The organism is Sphingobium sp. DC-2 (assembly GCF_000722555.1).
Classification (GTDB): domain Bacteria; phylum Pseudomonadota; class Alphaproteobacteria; order Sphingomonadales; family Sphingomonadaceae; genus Sphingobium; species Sphingobium quisquiliarum.
Genome location: NZ_JNAC01000026.1, coordinates 1 through 22,941, shown reverse-complemented (window position 1 = coordinate 22,941; position 22,941 = coordinate 1). Strand labels below are relative to the sequence as shown.

Genomic DNA, 22,941 nt, shown 5'->3' with positions numbered 1-22,941 from the left:
AGTGTCCGAGCCGATCGATAGCAATATGCTCGAGCGCACTGCGCTGCAGATGGAGATCGAGCGTCTGCAGAACCAGATCGCGACCTATGAAGTGCTGATCGGCAACAACTTGATCGGCGCTATCGGTAAGTGCCTGGACGATGCTGGCGCGCCGCGATGGTCTTCCGATCGGAAGATCTACCTAAGTGTGTTCGACCGCATCCGCGCGCTTGCGGCTCAGTCAGGGGCAAGCCAGTTATGAGCAGCCTTTTCCCCGAGCAGCCCATTGCCGCCCCCGCGCCGAAGGGCCTCGGCCGCATGATGACGGGCGGCGGCGAGAAGGTCGCGCGCCAGGGGAACGATTATTATCCGACGCCGGCCACGGTGACGCGCGCGTTCATCGCGGCAGAGCGCGGGGCGCTGGAGGATTACAGCGGCATGCTGGGTAATCCGGTTTGGGAGCCCTGCGGCCGTGGTGGCGCGATCGCGGGCGAGCTCGCGGCCGCTGGTTTCACGACCATAGCCACCGACCTGGTCCCGGATCCTGCGCATGACGTTGGTGCGCAAGATCTTCTGCTCTGCCGGCAGGCGCTATCGCCCGTCGTCGTCACGAACCCGCCCTTCGCGCTCGCGGCCGAGATGATCCGGCATCTGCTGAACGACCTGGGCTGCACCTATGTGGCGATGCTGCTCAAGTCGTCATTCTGGCATGCCGAAGTCCGCACGGGCCTGTGGCGGCAGCGGACGCCTGCGCGGATCTACGCGCTGAACTGGCGGCCGGATTTCCTCGGCAAGGGCAATCCGACGATGGAAGTGATCTGGTGCGTCTGGGACGCGGCCGCGATCGAAAATCTTTGTGTTTATGATGTCCTGACGCCGTTTCGCGCTCCGGACCTGTTGGGGGAGGAATGATGGCGACGGTGGTGAAGGAACCGTGGGTGACGCGCTGGGGCCGGGAAACCGACAGCTGGAACGTCACCGAACTGGATGAGGACAATGCCGACCAGGATGCGGAGGGCGGCGACAGTGATGGTTCTGGCATGCCGGGCCGGTGGCTGGTCGGCCAGGCCGTCGCGCGCTGGTCCCTGACGCAGCCGGTCGAGCCCACGGCCGAGATGGTCGCGAACGTCTTCAACCTTCCGATCGAGCTCGCGCGCGACTGCATGGGCATCGAACTGCACGCGATCGGCACGCTGGGAACGGCGCTGCAGGTCTGGAGCGGCCTTCAGGACCAAGGCTGGGAGGGGCAGACGGTCGGCGCGGCCGCGCTCGCCTTCCATCTTGCGCCGGCGCCGATCATCGAAGCGGTCGAGGCGCATTATTGGATGTATCTCGCCGGCGATCGTGACGATCCGACGGCCATGACGATCGAACATGACGGCGAGTAGCGCGCCGCCGTCCTGACGGCCGCAACTTCCGCGACATCGATGTGAATGTTTGACCTGATTTTTCGGGGTGGGTTTCTGTGTCTCTGCCAACTTCATTTCTGGACCAACTCCGCGCCCGCACGCCGCTGTCCGCCCTGATCGGGCAGAAGGTGAAGCTGGAGAAAAAGGGCAAGGAGCATAAGGGCTGCTGCCCCTTCCATAGCGAGAAGACGCCCAGCTTCACCGTCAATGACGACAAGGAGTTCTATCACTGCTTTGGTTGCGGCGCGCACGGCGACGCGCTGCGCTGGCTTACCGATCATGAGGGCATGGACTTCATCGACGCGGTGAAGCAGCTGGCGGAAGCGGCCGGGATGGAGATGCCGGCGCGCACGCCAGAGCAGGCGGAGCGCGCGCGTCGGGCCGAGCATGTCGGCGAAGTCCTGGGCGAAGCGGCGGCATGGTATGCGCGCCAGCTGGAGCCGACCGGCATGGCGATGGAAGCGCTGGCCGCGCGCGGTGTCACGCCGGCGTCGATCGAGCGGTTCGGGCTCGGCTTCGCTCCCGTGCGCGGCGGCGTCTCGGCGATCGGCATCGCGGCCGACCAGCTGATGGCGGCCGGCCTGGTCGTCGAAACCGACAATGGCCGTCGCGATCGCTTCCGCCACCGCATCATCGTTCCGATTCACGACGCCCGCGGTCGGCCGATCGGCTTCGGCGGGCGTGCCTTTGGCGAAGCCCAGCCCAAATATCTGAACAGCGACCAGTCGGAGCATTTCGACAAGGGCCGCGTGCTGTTCAACCTTCACCGCGCGGCACCGGCGGCGCGGATCGCTCGCCGCCTGCTGGTGGTCGAGGGCTATTTCGATGCGATCGCGCTCGACCAGGCCGGGATCGGCGAAGCGGTCGCGCCGATGGGCACGGCCATCACGCCCGAGCAGCTGGAGCGCGCATGGCGCGTGACGGAATGCCCGGTGCTGCTGATGGATGGCGATGAGGCGGGCCGCAAGGCGGCTTCGCGTGCCTGCATCCGCGCCCTGCCCATGGTCGGCCCGGGTCGGTCGCTGAAGATCGCCACCCTTCCGGACGGATATGATCCTGACAGCCTGGTGCGCGAATGCGGCCGTGAGGCTGTCGATGATCTGGTCGATCGGGCGCTGTCGCTCTCCAGCTATGTCTGGACGGCCGTGCTGGCAGCCGGCGATCGCGAAACGCCGGAAGGGAGAGCCGCGATCTGGCAGCAACTGGCCGACCTGGCGGCGAGCGTCGGCCACGAAGAGACCCGGCTCCAGTACCAGTCCTATTGGCGCAGCCTGTTCAACGCCGAGTTCCCCCCGGCCCCCCGGTGGGTGGTCGAGGATCAAAAGCTTCCGGGTGGAACCATGGAGGCGAAATTCTCCGACCAGACGGAGGAAGTGCGGGACCGGCTGAAGGCGGTTGCGGTGAAGCGGCTGCCCGGTGCGATCGCCTCGGCCGAGCGGACGAAGGATGGCGTCACGCTGTTCGCCTGGGGCATGGGTCGCCGCGTCGGTGCGGGCCTGATCGACCAGGACATGGCCGATGACGCGATCGACGAAGTGGCGGAAGGCGTCGAGGGTGTCTCCGCCGACGATATCGAGCGCAGCTTCGCCGCCGGTGTCGCCAAGGGTTTCGATATCGCGCCCATGCTGCTCGACATGCGGTGCGCCGGATTCCAGCGCACGGATCTCGGCAATGCCGAGCGGTTCAACGCCCGCTATGGCGGCAGCTTCCGCTTCACGACGGCCAAGGGCTGGCTGGGCTGGGACGGTCGGCGCTGGAAGGTGCTGGACCAGGACAAGGATACACTGCCGGCTGAAGTGCAGGCGGCGGTGTTCGACACGGTGCGATCGATCCAGCGGGAGGCGGATTTCGTGTCCGCCACCGGCTTTGTCGAGCCTGACGAACCGCTGCCAGAGGACGAAAAGCCGACCCTGATGCTAGTGGTGCAGTGGCGGCTCTATCGGGACAGCGGTGAGCGCGTCGGTGCGATGAACCGCGTGACGGACATGAAGGGCGGCCCGGTGCTGCTGTCCGAGCTCATCGCCAAATGGGGGCGCGCCTCGGAAGGGTCGGGTCGGATCGGATGCATCGCCGGCCTCGCCAAGCGGTGGGTGACCGCGCCGATCGAGGACTTCGATCGAGATCCGCTCGCCATCAACGTGCTGAACGGCACGCTGCGCTTCCGTCGGGACAAGGAGAACGGTTCGACCGTCACGCTCGAGCCGCACCGCCGCGAGGATCTGAACACCAAGCTGGCTCCCGTCACTTATGACGCGGCCGCAGCGAGCCCGATCTATGACGACTTCCTGGCATGGGCCCAGCCCGACGCCGGCATGCGTCGCTATCTCCACCAGTGGGCCGGATATAGCGCCAGCGGCGACATATCGGAGCAGAAGCTGCATTTCTGGTATGGGCTCGGCGCGAACGGCAAATCGACCACGATCGACCTGTGGGCGCATGTCATTGGCGACTATAGCGGCACGATCGGGATCGAGACCTTCCTCGACCAGGGCATCAAGAAGCGCGGCGAGCAGGCATCGCCGGATCTTGCGCGCCTGGGCGGCGTGCGCATGTTGCGCGCGTCGGAACCTGAGCGCGGTGCGAAGCTCAATGAGGCGCTGATCAAGGCGGCCACGGGTGGCGAGCCGATGGCGGTGCGTGCGCTGCATCGCGGCTTCTTCGACCTAATGCCGCTGTTCAAGCTGACGATCGGCGGCAATTACAAGCCGGACATTCCCGGCACGGACGAAGGCATCTGGCGACGCATGAAGCTGGTGCCGTGGAACGCGCATGTCGCCGATGGCGATCGCGACGAGCAGCTGCCCGCGAAACTGCGGGCCGAGGCTGCCGGCGTGCTCAACCATATCGTGCTCGGCCTGCTAGACTGGCTTGATAACGGGCTGGTCGAACCGCAGGCGGTGAAGGACGCTACGGCCGAATATCGGGAGGCCAGCGATCCGCTGGGTCGATTCCTGAACCTTTGCGTCGAGAAGGATCCGAAAGGCCGCATCCAGTCGTCGAAGCTGCACGAGGTATTCCTGGCCTGGTGCAAGGTCGCTGGCGAGCGCGACTGGTCGAATAAGGGCTTCACGAAGGCGATGCTGGACAAGGGCTTCGTCAAGAAGCCCAGCGACGGCATCCAGTGGCTGGGCATTCGCCTGGTGCGCGAGGCGTCGGACTTCGTCGATGAGCATGGCCGGGCACGCGAGGATGCGCCGATGCTGCCCGATGCAGCGCCGAGCTCGGCCGATGCGTCGCCCGACATGCCGCCCGCGCCTCCCCCTTACGACGACGACTTCGTGCCCGACTTCTGAGCGGCGGCGGCGCGACAGGTTCGAATGCTTCCGGGTTGGAAGGGTGGCGGAAGCATCACTGGAAGGAAGAAAGCGCGGATTTCTGCGCCTTTGGAAGGGTTGGAAGGTTTGGCCTCATGTTTTCGTCACATATGCGCGTGTGCGCGGGCGCATGCGTGATGAAAATATACAATAATCATTCCAACCCTTCCAAAGCTTCCAAATACAAGAATTTAGATAGGCTTTTCATAGAGTTGAGTAGTGGAAGGGTGAGAGCATGACGGTTCCGGCAGTGGAAGGTTCGCAATATTGGACGTTTGAGGCGGTGCAGGAGCGCATGGTGGAGGCTTGGGGCTATCTGATGCGGATGCCTGACGGTGAGGCCGCATGGCTGCGCTCCTGCTCGCGGTCGTCCATGCCCGCCGTCATTCGTGACGTGCGCAAGGGCGACTGGATGGAGACCCGCCCGGGTCGGCCCGGCCTGCGCTCTGCCCAGGTCGATCTGGTCGAGCGGCTGCTCACCGGTAACGGGGCGTGGATCGATGGCGTGGTGCCGCGCGATCGGTCGCTGGTCGCCACGGTGCTGCGCATGCGCAACCGCAAGGTCGGCTTTGATTGGCGTGACGTTGCCGAATCGGAAGGCGCGATGGCGGGCGCGGAGGCGCTGCGGAAGCGCTATTCGCGTGCCATCACCGGCATTGCGGTGCGCCTCAACCGCAACGGTTCGTCGCACGATTTGCTCTGATGCGCGCCGAAGTGACGCATTTCCGGTTGCGGAATGTGTCAACCCCCGGAATTTTTTCCGGAGTAAATAAAGGGTGTCCGTTTCCGCAGTGAATGACCCTATTTCAGATATATGCTTGGTCCAGTCGTGTGGATTGGGGGGAGCCAAGCATTCCTCTCCTTGGATGACTGAAGCGGGGCTGGTGGCGACACTGGCCCCGCTTCATTTTGGGTGACGCCATGCCGACCATGCCGAAGCGGTTACGACCAGCGGGTGCGCGATCGCAGGCGCAGGCTCGGAAGGAGCAGGACGACAGGCGCGGCTCGGCGGCCTCACGCGGCTATACAAGCCGATGGTCGAAGGCGGCAGCGACGTTCCGGCGAGGGCATCCTCTCTGCGAGTATTGCTCGCTAGAGGATCGGGTGGAACCGTCCACGCTGGTTGACCACCTCTACCCGCATCGCACCTATGACGGTGTGTTCTGGCGGGTCGAGTGGTGGGTCGCCAGCTGCGCCTCATGCCATTCGGGGATGAAGCAGGCCGTCGAGGCTGCGGGCAAGGCCGCGATCGACGCGCTGGCCCGCCGCCTCGGCCGCGAGCCCCTGACCTGACCCTCCAAGGGAGGGGGGTGCCCAAAGTTCAGCGACCCCGGCCCCATGACCGGCGGTCCAGACACGGAAAAATCGGCGCGAAATTCCGCGCCAGATATTTTTTTAAGGCGCTGAATTCGGGCGCGATTTGGCGAAGGAGGTGGGCCGCGCGACGGTCGGCCGAGGAGTGATTTTGTATGGCGCGTGGACGTAGGCCAGACCCCGATCAGGAAGCGAAGGGCTTTCCCAACCGGCGCAAGTCCGCAACGCGCAAGCGTGAGGAGGAAGCCGAGCGCGTTGCGCAGCTGCTGATGGCGTCCACATCGGGCGACGTGCTGCAGCCGCCCGCGATGATCGACCAGGGCCCGCTCTATGCGGGCGCGGTCGCGGTCTGGCGGGAGATGGCACCGCGCCTGGCGCGCACGCATCGCCTGCCCGAGCAGCACCGCATGATCTTCGCCATGTTCTGCGTCTATTATGCCGACTGGGTTTCGCTGAACGATCAGCTGAAGCAGGAAGGCATGACGCAGCGGGTGAAGACGGTCGCGGGCGGTTTCATGATCCGCGACCATCCCGCCGTGCGTCGTCGGCAGGAATGCTTCGACAACGTCATGGCGCTGTCAAAGCAGTTCGGCCTTACGCCGCATGACGAATATGACCTGTTCAAGAATCAGGCGGGCGCGGCGGCGACCAACCCGGGTCTGTTCGGCGGCGCGCTGGCAGTGCCCGCGCAGCGGAAGGGCGAGCCGGAAGAAGAGGCGCGCGAGCCTGCCGCTGATGTCGGCCCTCGCGTCGGCATGCTAGGCGGCATGGACTCACCGCCTCCGGGACAGCGGCCGAACTGATATGGCCGACCAGACGGCAGCGGCAACGCTGTCGCCCTGGTGGCGGGTAGGCGATCCGCTGCCGCCCTGGTTGGCGTCGGTGGAGAATGACCCCGCTTATGCGTGGGCGATCGGCGCGTGGAACAAGGCTGCGGCGCAGCCCGGCGCATGGTTCGACCATGCCAAGGCTGAGCATGTCGTCACGCTCTGGCCGCAGATTTTCCGGCTGACGGACGACCGCTTCGCCGGCGTGCCGTTCCGGCTGAACCTTTGGCAGGAGATCATCGTCCGCCTGCTGTTCGGGTGGAAGCATCCGATCCAGATCATCGATCCGATGACCGGCGCAGAAGTGGAAGAGCATGTGCGCATCTTCCAGATCCTGCGGCTCTGGATCCCGCGCAAGAATGGCAAGTCAGAGTTCCTGGCTGCGCTCGCCCTCATGTTCTGGGCAGTCGAGGGCCTGCAGGGCGGGCAAGGTTATGCCTTCGCCCGCGACGAAGATCAGGCGGAAATACCATTTGCCAAGATGAAGGCGATGGTGGCGCACAGCGAAGTGCTGGCGCGGGACATTCAGGTCCAGAGCAGCCACATGTGGCTGAAGCCGCTGTCGTCGTCGTTTGTGGTGCTGACCGGCAGCGATCAGGGGAAGCACGGCAAGTCGCCCAGCGTGACGCTCGGCGACGAAATGCACGAGTGGAAGAGCCGCAAGATCGAGAACGATCTGCGGCAGGGCCAAGGTGCGCGCCTGCAGCCAATCGCGCTGTTTGCCTCCACCGCTGGCCTGAAGACGAACCAGACCGGCGTCGAGATCTGGGAGGAAAGCGAGCAGATCCTCGACGGCACGATCGACGACCCCTCCACGCTGGTCGTCATCTTTGCCGCGCCGGATGACGCGGATTGGGAAGATGAGGCGGTCTGGCGCTCGGCCAACCCCTCGCTCGGGCTTTCGCCGACATTGCAGTTCCTGCGCGGTGAAGCGCGTCTTGCGAAGGGAAACCCGGTCAAGGAAGCGCATTTTCGCTGCTATCATTTGAACCAGTGGGTCGATGACCAGGCCCTCTGGCTCAACATGTCGAAGTGGGACAAGTGCCAGGTCGGCTCCAATGGCTGGATGACGATGGCCGAGCGCATGGCGGGCCGCCGCTGCTTCGGCGCATGGGACTTGTCGTCGGTGCGCGACATCACCGCGCTGGTGTGGCTGTTCCCGCCGATCGCGGGCGACCCGCTCTGGCATCTGCTCTGCCGCTTCTGGGTGCCCGAGGCTTCGCTCGCCCAGCGCGTTAAGGAAACGAAGGTGCCGTTCGACCGCTGGAAAGAGGCCGGCGCGTTGGAGGTGACCCCGGGTGATATCGTCGATCAGGACTATGTCCTGCGCGCGGTGGAAGCTGGCATGGGCGCGTTCGACGTGCAGCGCATCGGCTATGACCCGTGGGGCGGTGTCAAGCTGGTCACCGACATGCAGAAGGAGGGGATCGATACCGATCTGCTCCTTCAGGTTCGCCAGGGCATCCATTCGCTCGGCGAGCCGACCAAGGAATTCGAGCGGCATGTCTATGCCGGAACGCTGGACCATGGGGGGCATCCCCTGCTGCGTTACATGGCGCGGAACACGATGGTCCGGTTCGATGAGAACCTGAACTACATGCCTGCGAAGAAGCGGTCGAAGGACAAGATCGACGGCATCGTCGCGGCGGTGATGGCGAAAGCGGTGGCGATGGCCCCCGAGGACGACGCACCGGAACCGGAGATCCACAACCTATGAGCCTTCGCGAAAAGGTCGGCCGCTGGCTGATCGGGACGGACGCCGCACAGGCGGATTCCGGCGCGCCGATCAGCAATGCCGCCGAGGTACCGCTGCCGACGATCCGGCGCGGCACGGAAGCCTTTGAATGGTTTACCGGCACGCCCGCTGTTGCTGGCCTGCCTGTCGTTACCGATCGCAGCGCCCTGACGATCAGCGCAATCTGGTCATGCGTGTCGCTGATTGCCGGCGCGATTTCGACGCTGCCGATGAACCTCTACAATCGGGCGAGCGACGGCGAGCGCACCATCCGCGAGAGCGATGACCTATGGTGGGTGCTGAACGAAGAGTTCTGCCCGCGCTGGGTGGCGTCTGCCGGTTGGGAGTGGTTGGTGCTGTCGCGCCTGTTCGAGGGCGATGCCTATGCCGAAATCCTGCGCAAGGGCCCCAAGGTCTCCGGCCTGGTGCCGCTGCACCCACGTCGGGTGGAGCCGGTGCCGTGGAAGGACGGCAGCCGCCTTGCCTATGTCGTCTATCCCGAGCCGGATCTCGCCGACCAGACAATCCGAGTTATCGACCAGGACGACATGCTGCATGTGCCCGGCCTCGGCTTCAACGGCACGCGGTCATTCTCGCCGCTGCGCCACGCCCTGCAGAATGTCGGCGGCGTCGCGCTGGCTGCCCAGAATTATGCCGGGCAGTTTTTCGCCAACCAGGCGCGTCCCGATTATGCGCTGGTCGCCCCGGTGGAAGCGAAGTTCGACAAGGAAAAGATCGAGGATCTGCGCAACCAGGTCGAGGAGCGTCACGCCCTGCGCAATGGGCAGGGCAGCAAGCCGATGCTGCTGACTGGCGGCCTCGACATCAAGACGATCACGCTCCCGAACAAGGACGCGGAGCTCGCCGTGACGCGGCAGCTGCAGATCGAGGAGATCGCGCGCATCTACAACGTGCCGCCCTTCATGATCGGCCACAATGAGAAGACGACCAGCTGGGGCTCTGGCGTGGCGGAGATGGGCACCGCCTTCGTGCGCTACGTTCTGCGCCGCCACCTCAACGCCTTCCAGAATGAGATCAACCGCAAGTTCTTCCGCACAGCATCGCGGCTCGCCGAGTTCGACACGTTCGAGCTGGAACGCGCGGACCTGAAAACCCTGTTCGAGACCTTCCGTTCGGCGCTCGGCCGCGCGGGAGAAAAGCCGATCCTGACGCGCGACGAAGTGCGGCGTCTGATCAACTATGGCCGCACTCCCGGCGGCAACAGCTTCGAGGACAACGCCAATGCGCAACCGGCTGCTTAACCTCTATTCCCGCAACGCCCAGATCGGCGCGGGGATCAAGGCCGAAGGCAACACCATCTACCTCTATGACTATATCGCCGGCTCGGAGGCAGACGCCCAATGGTGGGGCGGCGTGAGCGCCGAAGGCTTCACCCGCCAGCTGATGGCGATGGACGGCGATGTATCGGTGCGGATCGACAGCCCGGGTGGCGATGTGTTCGGCGGCCGCGCGATCGCCCAGGCTATCCGCGAATATGACGGCAAGGTCACCTGTCATATCGACGGCCTGGCCGCCAGTGCCGCCAGCTACATCGCGATCAGCGGCGACCATGTCGTCGCGGCCCCTGGCGCGTTCATGATGATCCATCGTGCCTGGACACTGATGATCGGCAACAGCGCGGATTTTCGCGCCGAAGCCGATCTGCTCGACAAGATCGATGCCAGCATCGCAGCCAGCTACGCCGCCAAGGCGGGCGGCGAAACCGACTGGATCGCTCTGATGGACAAGGAAAGCTGGTTCACCGGCGACGAGGCCCTCGCGCTCGGCCTGATAGATGAAGTGCTGCCCGAACAGGGCGGTAAGGCGGCGAATGCGGGCAAGCGTGGCTGGAACCTGTCGGCCTTCGACCATCCGCCAGTGAACAAGATCCCGGCGCCTGCGCCCGAGCCGGTTCCCGAGCCCGCGCCCGCGCCCGTGCCCAGCGATGCCGACGAGATCGCAGCACGCCAACGGCGGCTCGCCGTCGATCTGCTGACCCAATCTGCCTGAGCGCGCCGCGCGAGGGAGACCACCCGGGCCGCTTTCGCGGCCTTTTTTCATGATGGAGAAGCGTACATGAGCATTCAGGCTCTCCGCGAGCAGCGCGCGGCAAAGGCACAGTCGCTGCAGGAACTGGTGAAAAAGCCCGGCGAATGGACCGCCGATAACCAGGCCGCCTATGATGCCGGCATCGCCGAGATCGAGTCGATCGACGCGAGCATCGAGCGCCACCAGCGCATGAACAAGCTGGCCGCCGAAACCGCACTCACCAACACCGTGATCGATACGGCTGAGCGTATCGGTCGCGACCAGAACAGCGAGGCGAGCCGCCTGTTCGCCAAGTGGCTGCGCGGCGGCGACAATGCCCTGTCCACCGAAGAATGGCAGGCGCATCTGGCGGCGGTGCAGAACACCATGTCGACGACCACCGGTAGCGAAGGTGGCTATACCGTCCAGACCGATGTCGCGCAGAACGTCCTGGACGCGCTGAAGGCGTTCGGCGGCATGCGCGCACCGGGCATGGCGACCGTCATCCAGACCGCTGGCGGCAATCCCATGTCGTTCCCGACCAGCGACGGCACGGCCGAAGAGGGCGAGATCGTCGATCAGAATGCGTCTGCCAGCGATGCCGACGTCACGTTCGGCACCAAGGATTTGCCGGTCTATAAGTATAGCTCGAAGGTGGTCACCGTGCCGATCGAGCTTTTGCAGGACAGCAGCGTGGACGTGGAAGCGTTCGTGCGGGGCCGCCTTGTTACTCGCCTCGGCCGCATCACGAACAAGCACAACACGATCGGTACCGGCACCAATCAGCCCAATGGCGTGATGGTTGCTGCCGGCACCGGCAAGACTGGCACCACAGGCCAGACCGGCACGGTGATCTTCGACGACCTGGTCGATCTGGAGCACAGCGTTGATCCCGCGTATCGCGAAAACGGCAACTGCCGCTTCATGATGCACGACGACAGCGTGAAGGTGGTCAAGAAGATCAAGGATACCCAGAACCGTCCGATCTTCATCCCGGGTTACGATCCCGCGAACAACGGCAAGCTCGATACGCTGCTCGGCTATCCGATCCAGGTGAACCAGCATGTCGCCACCATGGCCGCCAACGCCTATTCCATCGGCTTCGGCGACTTCAGCAAATATGTCATCCGCGACGTGATGGCGATCGTGCTGCAGCGCTTCACCGACAGCGCCTACGCCAAGAAGGGCCAGGTCGGCTTCCTTGCGTGGCTGCGTTCGGGCGGCAATCTGATGGACGTTGGCGGGGCGGTGAAGCGCTACCGCAACAGCGCGACCTGATGACGCGGGGCCCGGTCTAATCGCCGGGCCCATTCGTCCTTTCTCTGGTTTGGGGATCTTCCATGTCGAAACCGAATATCGCGGCCCTGCAGGCCGCCGTCACTGCTGCGCGTGAAGTGCTTGCCGGTGACCCTGAAAATGAAGCGTTGAAGGCCGAATTGGCAAAGGCCGCGCAGGCGCTGGCTGATGGCGAGCAGGAACTCGCTGAGGCGATCGAGGCCAGCAAGGTCGAGGTGCGCGTGCTGGTCGATCGCGGCGAGCATAAGGCCGACAGCGTTGCCCGCCTTCTCCCGGCGGAAGCAAAGCGCGCCGTCAAGGAAGGCTGGGCGGACGCGGACAAGGAGGCAATCGCCTTCGCCAAGGCCGAAGCCAAGTAAGGGGCGCGCGCCGCGATGTTGTTCACCCTGACCCCCACGGCCATGCCCGACGGCTATGGGGAGGCCCTGTTGAGCCTGGATGTGGCCAAGCTGCATCTGCGCGTGGATGATGCCGAGGAGGATGATCTCATTGAAGTGCTTCGCGACGCTGCCCTGCAGCTGGTCGAGAAGTTCTGCAGCGTTCGCCTCGGCGTGGTGACCGGCATCGTCGCGACGTTCCCGGCTTTCGGCCGGGGCATGCATCTGGGCGTCGGGCCCGTGCCGACGGTCACCGTCACCGCCGTCAGCTACATCGGGAGCGATGGGGCTTCCGTCGATCTACCTGATGGCAGCTGGCGGCTCTCGGTTGACGGCGCGCTCACGCCCGCGCCGGGCAGCAGCTGGCCGGAAGGCGGCCCGGTCTCGGTCACGTTTGATGCGGGCTATCCTGCCGATGCTTGCCCTCGGGCCCTGATCGCGGCCGCGAAGCTGGCGCTCGGCCATCTCTACGCCATGCGCGACGTTGCCATGGAGGGCGAGGCGAGCGGCGGCATGCCCAGCGCGTTTGGCCTGCTGTGCAACGGCTATCGGATGCCGGTGCTATAATGGCGTTCCAACCGCTTCGCGCCGGAGATCTTCGCACCCGCATCCGGATCGAGATCGAAGGCCGCGTTTCCAACGGGCAAGGCGGATGGACGACGGCCTGGTCGCCGGTGGCCGTGATCTGGGCGAAGAAGGTGCCGCTGCGCGGGGATGAGATCACGCGCGACAGCATCCAGCGCGCGGTCAGCGTGACCCGCTTCGTGATCCGGCATCGTTCCGACGTGACGGCGAAGCATCGGCTCGTGGAAGTGAAGAAGGTCGGCGATGCCTATGAGGTTATCGGCGGCCCGTGGAATATCCGACGGATCGACGATCCCTACGGTCGCCGCGATCGGCTCGAGCTCGACTGCGAGTGGCAGGCGGGCCTCGGCTGATGGCGCGTCGTGTCCAGGGCGGCGCGTCGATCCGCCGCCTGTTCCGTTCTCTGCCCGATGCTGCCCGGGATGAGATCGCAACCGTGCTGGATGATGGCAGCCGAGAGATCGAACGCCAGATGGTCGCTCGCGCGCCGCGTCGGACGGGTGCGCTGCAGGCGGGGGTCAAGCGCCGGCTCCGCCGCAATTCCCTGTCGGTGTCGATCGGCATCACAGGCACGAAGGCGGAAAAGCGCAAGCTCTTCTATGCGCGCATCCTCGACCTGGGCCGCAAGGGCCAGACCGTGACCGCCAATCGCCGCAGCCCGGGGGGCGGCACGAGCCGCTACACCATGCGGGTGCGCGCGATCGGCGCGAAGCGCTTCGTCACGGGTCGCTATTCGGACGCGCGGGCGGTGCTCAACAGTCGGCTGAAGGGCGTGTGGGACCGGATCCTCCGCCGCGTCGCAGGGGGTGAATGATGACCAGTGCTGAAGACGCGATCGAGAAGGCCGCGTTCGATCTGCTGTCGGCCGTCGCGGACCTCGGCGCGCCGGTTTACCAGCATGTGCCGGAGAACACGCCACCGCCGGTGGTCATCATCGGCGATATCGAAACGGTGCCGATCGGCGGGAAGGATGATCCCGATCGCCGCGCCACGCTGTCGGTGATGACCGTCACGGAAGCGGAAGAGCGCAAGTCGCTGCTGCAGATCAAGGGCAAAGCCGAGGCGGCGCTGGATGGCGCGCAGGCCGAGCATGATGGCTGGACCCTGTCCTTCGCGTTCATCGCCGCCACGGCGGTGCTGACGGCCGAGGGTGATGGCTATGTCGGCGAAAGCCGGTTTCAGATCCTGGCGCTTCGCGCCTGATCGCATGCCCCCGCAGGGGCTAACCTGAAGGAGTGAACGGTGACCAAGAAATTGGGCAATGACTACCGGCTGTGGATCGAAAGCGCCACGGCGGGCACCTATAATGAGATCAAGGGCGGCACCTCGCTCAAGATCAACCGCACGTCGAACCTGATCGACACCTCGACGAAGGACGACTTCCCCTATGGAACGCAGGCTCCCGGGCTGAAGGCGCTGACGATAGACAGTGAGATCTACCCGAACCTGCCCGACGCCAATGGCTTCACCAGGCTCGAAACGCTGGCTGCCGGAACTTCGCCGATCGAGTTCCAGATCCGCAAGGGCGGATCGGCAGGCGCAACCGGCGATGTGGTGTTTGAAGCATCCATGTATGTCGGCAACTTCAACACCGACATGGGCAAGAATGATGTCGTGAAGTGCGACTTCCAGCTGACGCTGGCCGCCGCGCCCACCACGGATGCGCTGCAATGAGCCGGGAGGCGAACAATGAACGGGGTGAGCTCACGCTCACCCTGGACGGCGAGCCCGTGGGCCTGCGGCCCAGCTATGAGGCCATCCATGCCTTTGAGCGGGCCACGGGCAAGGGCCTCATGGAACTCGCCCAGGCCGCTCTTGCCGGGACGCTCAGCGCGGGCGACACGGCCATCATCGCGTGCGAGTGCGTTCGCGCATGGGGCCGCTCCACCGAAAACAAGGGCTACGCCGGATCCAACCCGACCCGCATCGCCGAACTGATGATCGAGGCCGAGGGCGGCTTCTCCATGTCGCTTTCCACCATCGCCGGCATGCTGGCGATGGCGACCACAGGCGGATACACCGCAGCGGGGGAACTGAAGCCGACGGCGACGAAGAAGACGACGGAACCAGCCCCCGCCGTCGGCTGATGGGCCTTGCGGCCGCTGCCCTCCAATGGCGGCCCCACGAATGGTGGGCGAGCACGCCGCACGAATTCTGGGCTGCCATGGAGGGATGGAAGTCTATGAATTGCGTGGAAGATCGTGATAGGTGAGCCCGAAAGGGGAGTCTTGTCATGAGGCCTATAGTCGCGGCGTTAGCTCTGAGTTTCTCTACGGCGGCGGCGGCCGCATCATCTAATCCTGTCGTGAAGGCCGCCGTAGATGAAGGGGTGAAGGTCAGGGAGTTTGCGGTAGCGTTGAACATCCCGCTGGAGTTCGCCACCCTGTGCCACATTGAGGCGCGCGAAGCATACCAAGCAGGGTTCAACACGAAGCTGTCACCGTATGAAGATGTTATGGCTCTGTATCAGGGGAAGGACGTCGAAAAGTTCATGCCCCTGAGAATTGATTTCATGGTTGCCTATAATAAACGCTGTATGATGCAGATCGCGGACTTACTCTCGCGAGCCAAGCAGCCGCGTTAGACTAGCTTTCATGAGGCGGCGAATGGCCTCTGGCCGGGATGGCTGGTCAGGCTGCATGGCAATCCAGGCATCCAACTCAGAAAGGTCATCGGGCTGTAGGCGCACTCCGACAGGGGTGCCTTTACCGGTGGGTGCGGGGCCACGACGTTTCTGTGATGACAAAGTTTCTTGACCGGACATTGAAACCGTGATTACACGATAGGCAGAGCGACGCAAGGCTGGAACCCTCGCGCCGCTCCTAACCATCGACACGGAGTGACCCATGTCTCAGGCTGTTGCTGCCCCTAGCACGGGCGATCGTTACGTTACATCGGGAAATATGGGCGAGATTTCCCCCTCTCGCCGTGGCCTTCTGGCGGGCATGCTGCTCACGCCCGTGGCGGCTGCTGTCCCTGCGGCGGCGGGCGCTGCGCCACGGGAAGACCCTGTTCTAGTATCCCGCAGGGTTGATGCGATCTTCTGGGCCGCTCGCCAGCAATGGCTGGACATTTACGAAGATTGGAAAGCAGACTGCGCCCACTATCAGGATCGCGACATGCCCGACGCGCTCATGGATCGGTGGGGCGCGATGCACGACGCGGCCGAATATGCGATGCTGACGGCGCGGATCACGACGCTGCCCGCGCTCTACGCCAAGATGGAGGCGATAAAGGACCGGCCTGACGAATTTCTGCGGAATGAAAAGGATGGCACCACCGTGTTCGAGGCGGTGATGTGGGATGTTGAACGCCTCATGATGAAGGCGCATCTCGCATGATCGCGCTGGTGCAGGTGCGCGGCGAAGCGGTGCTGGCTAGCAGCCTCGATGTGGCGCAGTCATTCGAGAAGCGTCATTCGCATGTGCTCCGTTCGATCGCGCTGCTGGTCAAGGAGCGTCCCGATCTACAGCCCAATTTTGGGCTACAGATCGAAAGTTACGAAGCGGGCAAAGGTGCGACACGGCAGCGGCACCACTATGAAATGGATCGCAAGGGGTTCACGCTTCTGGCGATGGGTTTCACCGGCGCTCGCGCATTGGAATGGAAGATCGCCTATATCGACGCGTTTGATCGCATGGAGGCGGCGCTGCGGTCGGCGGTCAATGACGATGCCACCGACGATCTGCTGCCCGACGAGTCGCCGCTGCTGGAGCATGTTCGGGGCGACGATCTGGAGCGCAAGCTGTCGCTGGCACGTGAAATCCGCCTTGCCTACGGTCGGCCGGCGATCCGGCGCATGTGGAACAGCATCGGACTGCCCCCGGTGGAGCCAGACGAAGAGGCGGAGGAGGTCGATAATGTGCCGCGCTCGATCGTCGCCTGGCTGAATGAGCGGACGGAGCGAGCGCCAGGACACAAGATCAGGACGCAAGCGCTGTTCCATGATTTCCGGCGCTGGTGCGTCGAGCAGGGCGAAGAGGATATGAACATATCGGCCTTTGGCTGGGCGCTGCGCCGCGCCGGTCATCGGTCGCGCATGTCGAACGGCTCCTACCGAATCGGGTTGAAGCTGAGGGATTGATCCGCCGCAGGGCGGGTTCCGTCGATCAAGATCATTTCAGGCTGCCGGGTTCCCCGGTGGCCCTTTCGTCGTGGAGTGAGCATTGGCCACTGATGTCAAAGACCTGTTGCTGCGGATCGACGCATCGACCGAACTGCTGCGCAAGAATATGGCGTCGGCCGAGAATGTCGTCGGTGACTTCGAGAAGGTCGTCGAGCGCGAACTCGACAAGGTGGAGCAGCGATTTTCCCAGCTGAAGGGCGCTGGCCTCTCCAACTCGCTCCGCGCCATCAAGGAGGATTTCCGGAAGAATTTCACGGACATCCAGAAGATGGCGGCGCAGGCGATCGAGGCTCCACGCCTGAAAGGTGGCGGGCTTGACCTCGGCGTTGGCGATGCGAAGGCAGCAGCTGCGGCGGCGCAGCAGCAGGCGTCCGCCCTGCGTCTGATCGCCGACGCAGCCGAGCGCGCTGCGCTCGGGGAAAATGAACTGTCGCGCGCCACCGATCTGCAGGTCCGTGCTGCGCGCGCTGCTGCTGCCCAGGCCGAACTGCAGGCGCGGCAACTTGCGGAGCAGGCGGGCGCGCTGGAAAAAATTCAGATCGAGGCCAATGTCGCCGCTGCGGCGACGGGGCAGTTTCAGGCAGCAGGCAAGCGGGCCACAGCCAGCGCGGGCGAGCAAAAAGCTGGTTTTCAGCAGTTGTCGTTCCAGATCAGTGACGTGGCGACGCAATTTGGCATGGGCGCAGCGCCGATGCAGATTTTCGCTGCGCAGGCTCCCCAAGTGGTCCAGGCAATCGGCCTCATCAAGGGTCAAGCGACCGGGCTGATCGGCTTCTTGGCTGGCCCATGGGGGGCGGTGATGCTCGGCGCAATCACCATCCTCGGCTCGCTCGCTCTCGCAGATGACAAAGCGTCGCAGGCCAAGAAGGGACACAAGGAAGCTGCCGACGATCTTCGGGATGCCGTCGATCGGCTCAATAGTGCGCAGCGATCGGCGTCCGACGCCACGCGACAGGGAATCATCGATACAATCAATCAGTCGCGAGCCTATCGTCAGCTGGCGCTAGACGCTCGCAAGGCTGCGCTTGCCGAACTGGAGAAGGCAAAGATCAAACTGGAGGCCGACACTCGGTTGCGCGCTGCCCTGCGTAGCGGCGACGAGGTCGCGACCACGGTGCTCAGCCCGAAAGACGCGGCCTTGAAGGCGCAAGTGGATGCCCTTCAAAAGTCGTTCGACGAGCAGCACAAGCGCGTGCTGGAATCGAGCAAGGCTTTGCTGACCGGCCATGCGCAGTTGATCCAGAGGGATGTTGCCGCTCGCAACGATCCGCGCGCAGCGGTCGAGCAGACGCTGGCCGATTCTAACGAGGCTGCATGGCGCGAGTTCAAGCGCACGGGAAACAAGTCGGCGTATGAGGCTGCCGTAAATCGCAACACCCAGACGCGCGATGCCTCGCTGAAGGTGCTGGAGACCCGTAATAAGGGAGATCGCTCGGAGCGGGCGGCGGCGCGCCGCGCTGCGCGATCGGATGCGCGCTATGAGGACGACAAGGATAATTTCGCGGTCGCCGGTCTGCGCGCCCAGGCCGATTATAGCGGCGAGATCGACGATCGGCTGAAGGCGGAACTGGCCGCGCTCGACGCCCAGCTGGAAAGCTACAAGCGCCGGCTCGACCTAGACGAAAACCTCTCCTCCGCCCAGCGGAGCGAACTGGTTGCCGCACAGGCCGCCGTGGTCGCGCAGGAAAAGATCAATGCCGAGCGAAAGGCGGCTGACGATCGCGCCCGGGAACGGTTCGAGCTGGAGACCGCCGCCAACAGGGCGATGCAGGATGTGCTGGAGTCGCAGCTGGATCTTGCCATGGGCCGCAAGGAGGAGCTCGCCATCCAGCGACGCATCCTGATGCTGAAGCAGAGCCAGGAGCGTGCAGAGCAGGAGGCGGTGCTGGCGAGCCAAACCGCAACGGCCGCGCAAAAGAAGATTGCGCAGGCCGCGCTGGTGCAGCTGGATGCGAAGCAGGCCGCTGAGCAGGCATCGCTCAACCTTCGCTATGCCAGCCCTATGGAGCAGTATCAGCGGAGCATCGCACAAACTGGCGCAAACCTGGGCGATGCGCTCGAAAGCATAGAAGTGAGCGCCCTCGACGACCTCAACAACGGACTGGTTGATGCTATCATGAATGCCGGCGATCTAGGCGAAGTGTTCGCCAACGTCGCCCGCAGCATCGTCGCCGACCTGATCAGGATCGCCATTCAACAGACGATCGTCGCTAACCTGACAAGAGCGCTAGGAGGGTTGTTCGGCTTTGGCGGCGGTGGCGCGGCGGTGAGCATGACGTCTTCGGTTTCGCAATTTGCGCTCCCGAGCTTGCCGATGGGTTTCGCATCGGGCGGCTACACTGGCAATATGCCCGTCAATCATGTGGCGGGTGTCGTCCACGGGCAGGAATTTGTGTTCGACGCCGATGCGGTTCGCCGAATTGGGCGCGGTCAGCTAGAGGCGATCCGCAGCGGCAGTTTCAAGGGTCCAGCGGTATCTTCGGGCATGCTGGCGGCTGCGCGTGGCGGTGGGGCTCAGGTCGTGAAGCTGGTTGTGGCTCCTTCGCCCTATTTCGACGCGACCGTCGATGGCCGCGCCGCTGCCGTTGCCGCACCGCTGTCGGACGCAGCGGCGGGACGGGGATCGACAGGTGCCCAGATTGCCATCGCGCGCCGGCAGAGTAGGACGATACCATGAGCGACATGAACGATCGGAAGCAGCGCCAGCGCACCAACTGGGAAGCAAGCCGGCTTGCCGCGATTTCTGATGCGGCCGATCGCGTTCGCTTCCAGGCTTCCCTTGCCGAGAAATTCCTCAACGCCCTGCTGATCGCGCATGGCGGCGCAATCATCGGATTGTTCACCTTCATCGGCAATTTGCTGGGAAAGGCCGAAGCGCCATTATCGCTGGGCATCGGCTATGTGTGGGGCGCTTTCGCCTGCTTTGTGCTGGGGCTTTCGCTGACGCTGGGGGTCTACCTGATGGCGTTCCTGTCTCAACACCACTTCTACCACCAGGCCGTTCATGAAGCTGACCGGTTCAATCGCGCCATCGCGATGGATGAGACGCAGATCGATCGCACGGACGAACGCCGGTCCAACATTGCCGGCGACCGTCACTATCGGATCGGACTGCTGGTGGCTGGCATGTCGGTCACTCTCTTCGCCCTTGGTGGCGGCGCGGCGCTGATGGGGCTTCTACCCCGCTAGGATTTCGCAGCATGATCATTATCCCTGAAAAACCTGCGTCGCGGGTCGATGTGCCGCGCCTGATGGACTTTGGCGGCTTTCTTACGCCCGCAGGCGGCGGCCCAGTCCAACGCCTTAACAGGCTAGGCAATCGTTATGCTGTCACGGTCACTATGCCGCCGATGCGCGGTTCGCAGGCGCGGATCTTCGTCAACCGACTGATCAGAGGGAAAAGCGAGGGGGCTCGAATGGCCTGGCCCCTTGACGGCTTTGATCCAGGAACTCCGCTGGTGGGCGGGTCTCCGGTGGTAGTTGACGGTGCGGGACAGGCGGGCCGACTGCTGGCCATTCGAGGGGGGGCCCCGAATTATGCCTTCAGGGAAGGGCAGCCCGTCAGCCTGGAAGTCGATGGGCAGCATTATTTCGACTTCGTGGCCGCTACCGCTTTTGTGGCTGCTGACGGAAAGGCCACCATCACGCTTTCGCAGATGCTCCGCGTTGAACCGCCCGATGGCGCGGTCCTTCACGTCGTGAAGCCAATGATAGAGGGGTTCATCGTTGGTAGCGAAATCAGCTGGGAGCAAGCGATCTCCGGCTTCACGGAAGGCATTCAGTTCGAGATTCAGGAGGCGCGCTGATGGCTTTCCTTGGAAGAGTGATCAGTGTTGTTGCGCTGATGAAGATCGATCTGCCGGATCATGTGGTTCGTCTGTGTGATGGGGGCTTCGTCTATTGGGGCAGCGAGAAGTTCGACAGCGTTGATGAGATCTTTGGGACGGTCGCCGGTGCCGAGTCGTTCGAGGAAAAGACCGGCGACGAAGCGCCCGGAGGGAAGCTTACTTTCCTTCCTCCCAGCACGTCAGCCGCCGCCGCGCTGACCCAGCCTTCTTTCCAGGGCGCGCGAATGCGCTTCTGGCTGGGTGAATATGATCCGTTGACCGGTCATGTTGTAGGCACGCCGGAACTGACCGCGGATCTCGCGATCGACACCGTGACCTTGAAGGTCGGCAGAGGTGAGAGATCCGTCGATATCGAGTTTGAGAGCGCAGCAAAGCGCCTTTTTATGGTCATGCGCGGCAACGCGCTGAACGATCGTTTTCATCAGGCTTGCTACCCGGGAGAGAAAGGCATGGCGAACGCCACTGGCATGCCTCGATCGACCGCGTGGGGCGCAGCGACACCGAACACATGAACGACATGCTCAGGCGGCAAGCCGCCCTCGAAAAAACGCTGGCGAAGTATCGCGGGCGAAAGCTGGACTTTGCCTGCGCGGATTGCGTCCGGATGTCGCGCTTCCATCTTCTCCAGATGGGGCACAGGCCGCCACCGCTGCCGAGCTATCGCTCGCTCGCTGGTGCTGTTCGCGCCCTGAACCAGGCAGGCGGCATGGAGGCGATATTTGACGGTTTGCTTCCGCGTATTCCGTACGCTCGCATGCTGCCGGGAGATATCGCTCTCCTCGAAGGCGACAACGGCATGGATGCAGCTGTGATCTGCGTAGGCCACAAGGTCATCGGTTGGCATGAAGGTAGCGATCAGATGGTCAACATGGTTCCGCTTGAAATCAAGGCGGCCTGGAGGGTCTGATGGCAAAGGCGCTTCAAAAAGTCGCGATGATCGCTGGGGTCGTCGCCTTGGCCGCCACCGGTTTCGGCGCGGTCGGCGGCGCTTCGATGCTGCTCGGCAATACTGTTCAAGCTGCCTCATTGGCTGCAACGGTCAGTTCCGTTGCGACGGTGGCGACGGTCGTGTCGGTGGCGGCATCCCTCGGCGCTCAGATGCTGATGAAAAAGCCGGGCATGATCGGCAACGTCAATCAGGTCACGATCAGCGCCAACGCCGCTATTCCCTATGGCGTAGGGCGCAGCTTCTATGCCGGCAGCCAGCTTCACGACGTTGGCTATGGTGGCAAGGTCGGAAAGACGAAGAACCCCTTTCTTGCCAAGGTCTACGTGTGGAGTGGCGGTGGGCCGATCGAGGGCATCGAAAGCTTCCTGATGGACTGGCAAGCGGTTCCCTTCAGCGGGATCACGGCGCTCGGGTACTATAATGATTGGCTTTACGTTCGCCACCAGCTGGGCGCGCGGCCGGAGCCGGTGGCCCTTGCTGGGCATTGGGGCGCGGTGCCCGACTGGACCGATGAGCACAAGTTGTCGGGCATGGCGGCGTCCATCCTCAGCTTCCGGTTCGACAAGGACAATAAGGTCTGGGCGAACGGCATCCCGGCCTTCGGCGTCGTCGGCAATTGGGCACGAGTCTATGACCCCCGCAATGACAGTACCTATCCTGGCGGAGAGGGTGCTCACCGCTTCGATGACGAGGATACCTTTGAGTTCGATCGCAACGCCGCGCTCAACGCCATCACCTATGCACGCGGGCGCTATGCCATCGATGCTGATGGCAATCAGACAATCAAGGTTGTTGGTTGCGGCTTTCCAAAGGAAGCCTTTGATTGGCCGCAGTGGGTCGCCTTTGCTAACGTCTGTGAAGCAAATGGCTGGAAAAGCGACGGCACGTTGTTCGACGGCCCTGGAATTAGCCTGTGGGACAATCTGAAGCGCATTTGCGCAGCGGGCGGCGGCATGCCCGTCATTTCTGGTGGGTTGTTATCTGTTCGGTTCCAATCGCCCAAGGTCGCGCTTGATACGATCTCAACGGATGACTTTGCCGATGGAGAGCGTGTCATTCCTGGCATGCGCACCTATCGCGACCGCATCAACACGATGGTCCCGATGAAGCAGCCCCCAAAATGACCGGACAGTTCCTCACACTTATGTAAGAGT

General features: G+C 63.7%; 27 protein-coding genes. All 27 read left to right on the top strand.

Annotation, left to right across the window (positions count from 1 at the left end; translation table 11 throughout):
* Window position 1: 1 nt before the first annotated feature.
* The 27 genes from ET21_RS0103810 (at window position 2) to ET21_RS0103675 (ending at window position 22,911) form a co-directional block, all read left to right on the top strand.
* A complete protein-coding gene (locus ET21_RS0103810) occupies window positions 2-241 on the top strand; it encodes a hypothetical protein (RefSeq protein WP_030538654.1) in 240 nt (79 codons plus the stop codon).
* A complete protein-coding gene (locus ET21_RS26415) occupies window positions 238-891 on the top strand; it encodes a hypothetical protein (RefSeq protein ID WP_051767991.1) in 654 nt (217 codons plus the stop codon). The genes ET21_RS0103810 and ET21_RS26415 overlap by 4 nt, the downstream gene beginning before the upstream one ends.
* The gene (locus tag ET21_RS0103800; protein ID WP_030538652.1) at window positions 891-1,367 is read left to right on the top strand and encodes a hypothetical protein; all 477 of its coding nucleotides are present in this window, start codon (window positions 891-893) and stop codon (window positions 1,365-1,367) included. The genes ET21_RS26415 and ET21_RS0103800 overlap by 1 nt, the downstream gene beginning before the upstream one ends.
* A gap of 77 nt (window positions 1,368-1,444) precedes the next feature.
* Window positions 1,445-4,681 (top strand): DNA primase, encoded by a 3,237-nt coding sequence (gene dnaG / locus ET21_RS26410; protein ID WP_051767989.1) that lies wholly within the window; start codon window positions 1,445-1,447, stop codon window positions 4,679-4,681.
* A gap of 256 nt (window positions 4,682-4,937) precedes the next feature.
* Window positions 4,938-5,405: a hypothetical protein gene (locus tag ET21_RS0103790; protein ID WP_030538650.1), complete on the top strand. Its 468-nt coding sequence runs from the start codon at window positions 4,938-4,940 to the stop codon at window positions 5,403-5,405.
* 401 nt (window positions 5,406-5,806) lie between these two features.
* Window positions 5,807-5,995 (top strand): hypothetical protein, encoded by a 189-nt coding sequence (locus ET21_RS28295; RefSeq protein WP_051767988.1) that lies wholly within the window; start codon window positions 5,807-5,809, stop codon window positions 5,993-5,995.
* A 176-nt stretch (window positions 5,996-6,171) separates the two neighbouring features.
* Entirely contained in the window at window positions 6,172-6,819 is a 648-nt protein-coding gene (locus ET21_RS0103780) for a P27 family phage terminase small subunit (RefSeq protein WP_022681165.1), read from the top strand.
* A gap of 1 nt (window position 6,820) precedes the next feature.
* A complete protein-coding gene (locus tag ET21_RS25565; RefSeq protein WP_030538647.1) occupies window positions 6,821-8,560 on the top strand; it encodes a terminase large subunit in 1,740 nt (579 codons plus the stop codon).
* Entirely contained in the window at window positions 8,557-9,840 is a 1,284-nt protein-coding gene (locus ET21_RS0103770; protein ID WP_051767986.1) for a phage portal protein, read from the top strand. The genes ET21_RS25565 and ET21_RS0103770 overlap by 4 nt, the downstream gene beginning before the upstream one ends.
* Window positions 9,821-10,588: a head maturation protease, ClpP-related gene (locus ET21_RS0103765; protein WP_030538645.1), complete on the top strand. Its 768-nt coding sequence runs from the start codon at window positions 9,821-9,823 to the stop codon at window positions 10,586-10,588. The genes ET21_RS0103770 and ET21_RS0103765 overlap by 20 nt, the downstream gene beginning before the upstream one ends.
* Window positions 10,589-10,654: 66 nt before the next feature.
* Complete coding sequence (locus tag ET21_RS0103760) at window positions 10,655-11,884, top strand: phage major capsid protein (protein ID WP_030538644.1); 1,230 nt, start codon at window positions 10,655-10,657, stop codon at window positions 11,882-11,884.
* Between the two features lie 62 nt (window positions 11,885-11,946).
* The gene (locus tag ET21_RS0103755; protein WP_030538643.1) at window positions 11,947-12,261 is read left to right on the top strand and encodes a hypothetical protein; all 315 of its coding nucleotides are present in this window, start codon (window positions 11,947-11,949) and stop codon (window positions 12,259-12,261) included.
* Window positions 12,262-12,276: 15 nt separating this feature from the next.
* Window positions 12,277-12,846 carry a head-tail connector protein gene (locus ET21_RS0103750; RefSeq protein ID WP_030538642.1) on the top strand — a complete coding sequence of 190 codons (570 nt, stop codon included), beginning with the start codon at window positions 12,277-12,279 and terminating at the stop codon, window positions 12,844-12,846.
* Window positions 12,846-13,217, top strand: a complete 372-nt coding sequence (locus ET21_RS26400; RefSeq protein ID WP_051767984.1) for a phage head closure protein — start codon at window positions 12,846-12,848, stop codon at window positions 13,215-13,217. Before ET21_RS0103750 ends, ET21_RS26400 begins: the two co-directional genes overlap by 1 nt.
* Window positions 13,217-13,678 carry an HK97 gp10 family phage protein gene (locus ET21_RS0103740; RefSeq protein WP_030538640.1) on the top strand — a complete coding sequence of 154 codons (462 nt, stop codon included), beginning with the start codon at window positions 13,217-13,219 and terminating at the stop codon, window positions 13,676-13,678. The genes ET21_RS26400 and ET21_RS0103740 overlap by 1 nt, the downstream gene beginning before the upstream one ends.
* Window positions 13,678-14,067, top strand: a complete 390-nt coding sequence (locus tag ET21_RS0103735; protein WP_030538639.1) for a DUF3168 domain-containing protein — start codon at window positions 13,678-13,680, stop codon at window positions 14,065-14,067. The genes ET21_RS0103740 and ET21_RS0103735 overlap by 1 nt, the downstream gene beginning before the upstream one ends.
* Before the next feature lie 39 nt (window positions 14,068-14,106).
* On the top strand, window positions 14,107-14,538 hold the full coding sequence (locus ET21_RS0103730; protein ID WP_030538638.1) for a phage tail tube protein: 432 nt from the start codon (window positions 14,107-14,109) through the stop codon (window positions 14,536-14,538).
* On the top strand, window positions 14,535-14,951 hold the full coding sequence (locus ET21_RS0103725; RefSeq protein WP_030538637.1) for a GTA-gp10 family protein: 417 nt from the start codon (window positions 14,535-14,537) through the stop codon (window positions 14,949-14,951). Before ET21_RS0103730 ends, ET21_RS0103725 begins: the two co-directional genes overlap by 4 nt.
* Before the next feature lie 146 nt (window positions 14,952-15,097).
* A complete protein-coding gene (locus tag ET21_RS0103720; protein WP_030538636.1) occupies window positions 15,098-15,448 on the top strand; it encodes a hypothetical protein in 351 nt (116 codons plus the stop codon).
* Between the two features lie 262 nt (window positions 15,449-15,710).
* Window positions 15,711-16,205, top strand: coding sequence for a hypothetical protein (locus tag ET21_RS0103715; protein WP_156029009.1), 495 nt, complete (start codon window positions 15,711-15,713; stop codon window positions 16,203-16,205).
* Window positions 16,202-16,948, top strand: coding sequence for a Rha family transcriptional regulator (locus tag ET21_RS28290; RefSeq protein WP_051767982.1), 747 nt, complete (start codon window positions 16,202-16,204; stop codon window positions 16,946-16,948). The genes ET21_RS0103715 and ET21_RS28290 overlap by 4 nt, the downstream gene beginning before the upstream one ends.
* A gap of 82 nt (window positions 16,949-17,030) precedes the next feature.
* Window positions 17,031-19,667 carry a hypothetical protein gene (locus ET21_RS0103705; RefSeq protein ID WP_030538633.1) on the top strand — a complete coding sequence of 879 codons (2,637 nt, stop codon included), beginning with the start codon at window positions 17,031-17,033 and terminating at the stop codon, window positions 19,665-19,667.
* Entirely contained in the window at window positions 19,664-20,179 is a 516-nt protein-coding gene (locus tag ET21_RS0103695) for a hypothetical protein (RefSeq protein ID WP_156029008.1), read from the top strand. Before ET21_RS0103705 ends, ET21_RS0103695 begins: the two co-directional genes overlap by 4 nt.
* Window positions 20,180-20,190: 11 nt before the next feature.
* Window positions 20,191-20,796 carry a hypothetical protein gene (locus tag ET21_RS0103690; protein WP_030538631.1) on the top strand — a complete coding sequence of 202 codons (606 nt, stop codon included), beginning with the start codon at window positions 20,191-20,193 and terminating at the stop codon, window positions 20,794-20,796.
* Window positions 20,796-21,350 carry a hypothetical protein gene (locus ET21_RS0103685; RefSeq protein WP_030538630.1) on the top strand — a complete coding sequence of 185 codons (555 nt, stop codon included), beginning with the start codon at window positions 20,796-20,798 and terminating at the stop codon, window positions 21,348-21,350. The genes ET21_RS0103690 and ET21_RS0103685 overlap by 1 nt, the downstream gene beginning before the upstream one ends.
* Window positions 21,347-21,745 (top strand): hypothetical protein, encoded by a 399-nt coding sequence (locus ET21_RS0103680; RefSeq protein ID WP_030538629.1) that lies wholly within the window; start codon window positions 21,347-21,349, stop codon window positions 21,743-21,745. Before ET21_RS0103685 ends, ET21_RS0103680 begins: the two co-directional genes overlap by 4 nt.
* Window positions 21,745-22,911 (top strand): hypothetical protein, encoded by a 1,167-nt coding sequence (locus ET21_RS0103675; RefSeq protein ID WP_030538628.1) that lies wholly within the window; start codon window positions 21,745-21,747, stop codon window positions 22,909-22,911. The genes ET21_RS0103680 and ET21_RS0103675 overlap by 1 nt, the downstream gene beginning before the upstream one ends.
* The last annotated feature ends 30 nt before the right edge of the window (window positions 22,912-22,941 follow it).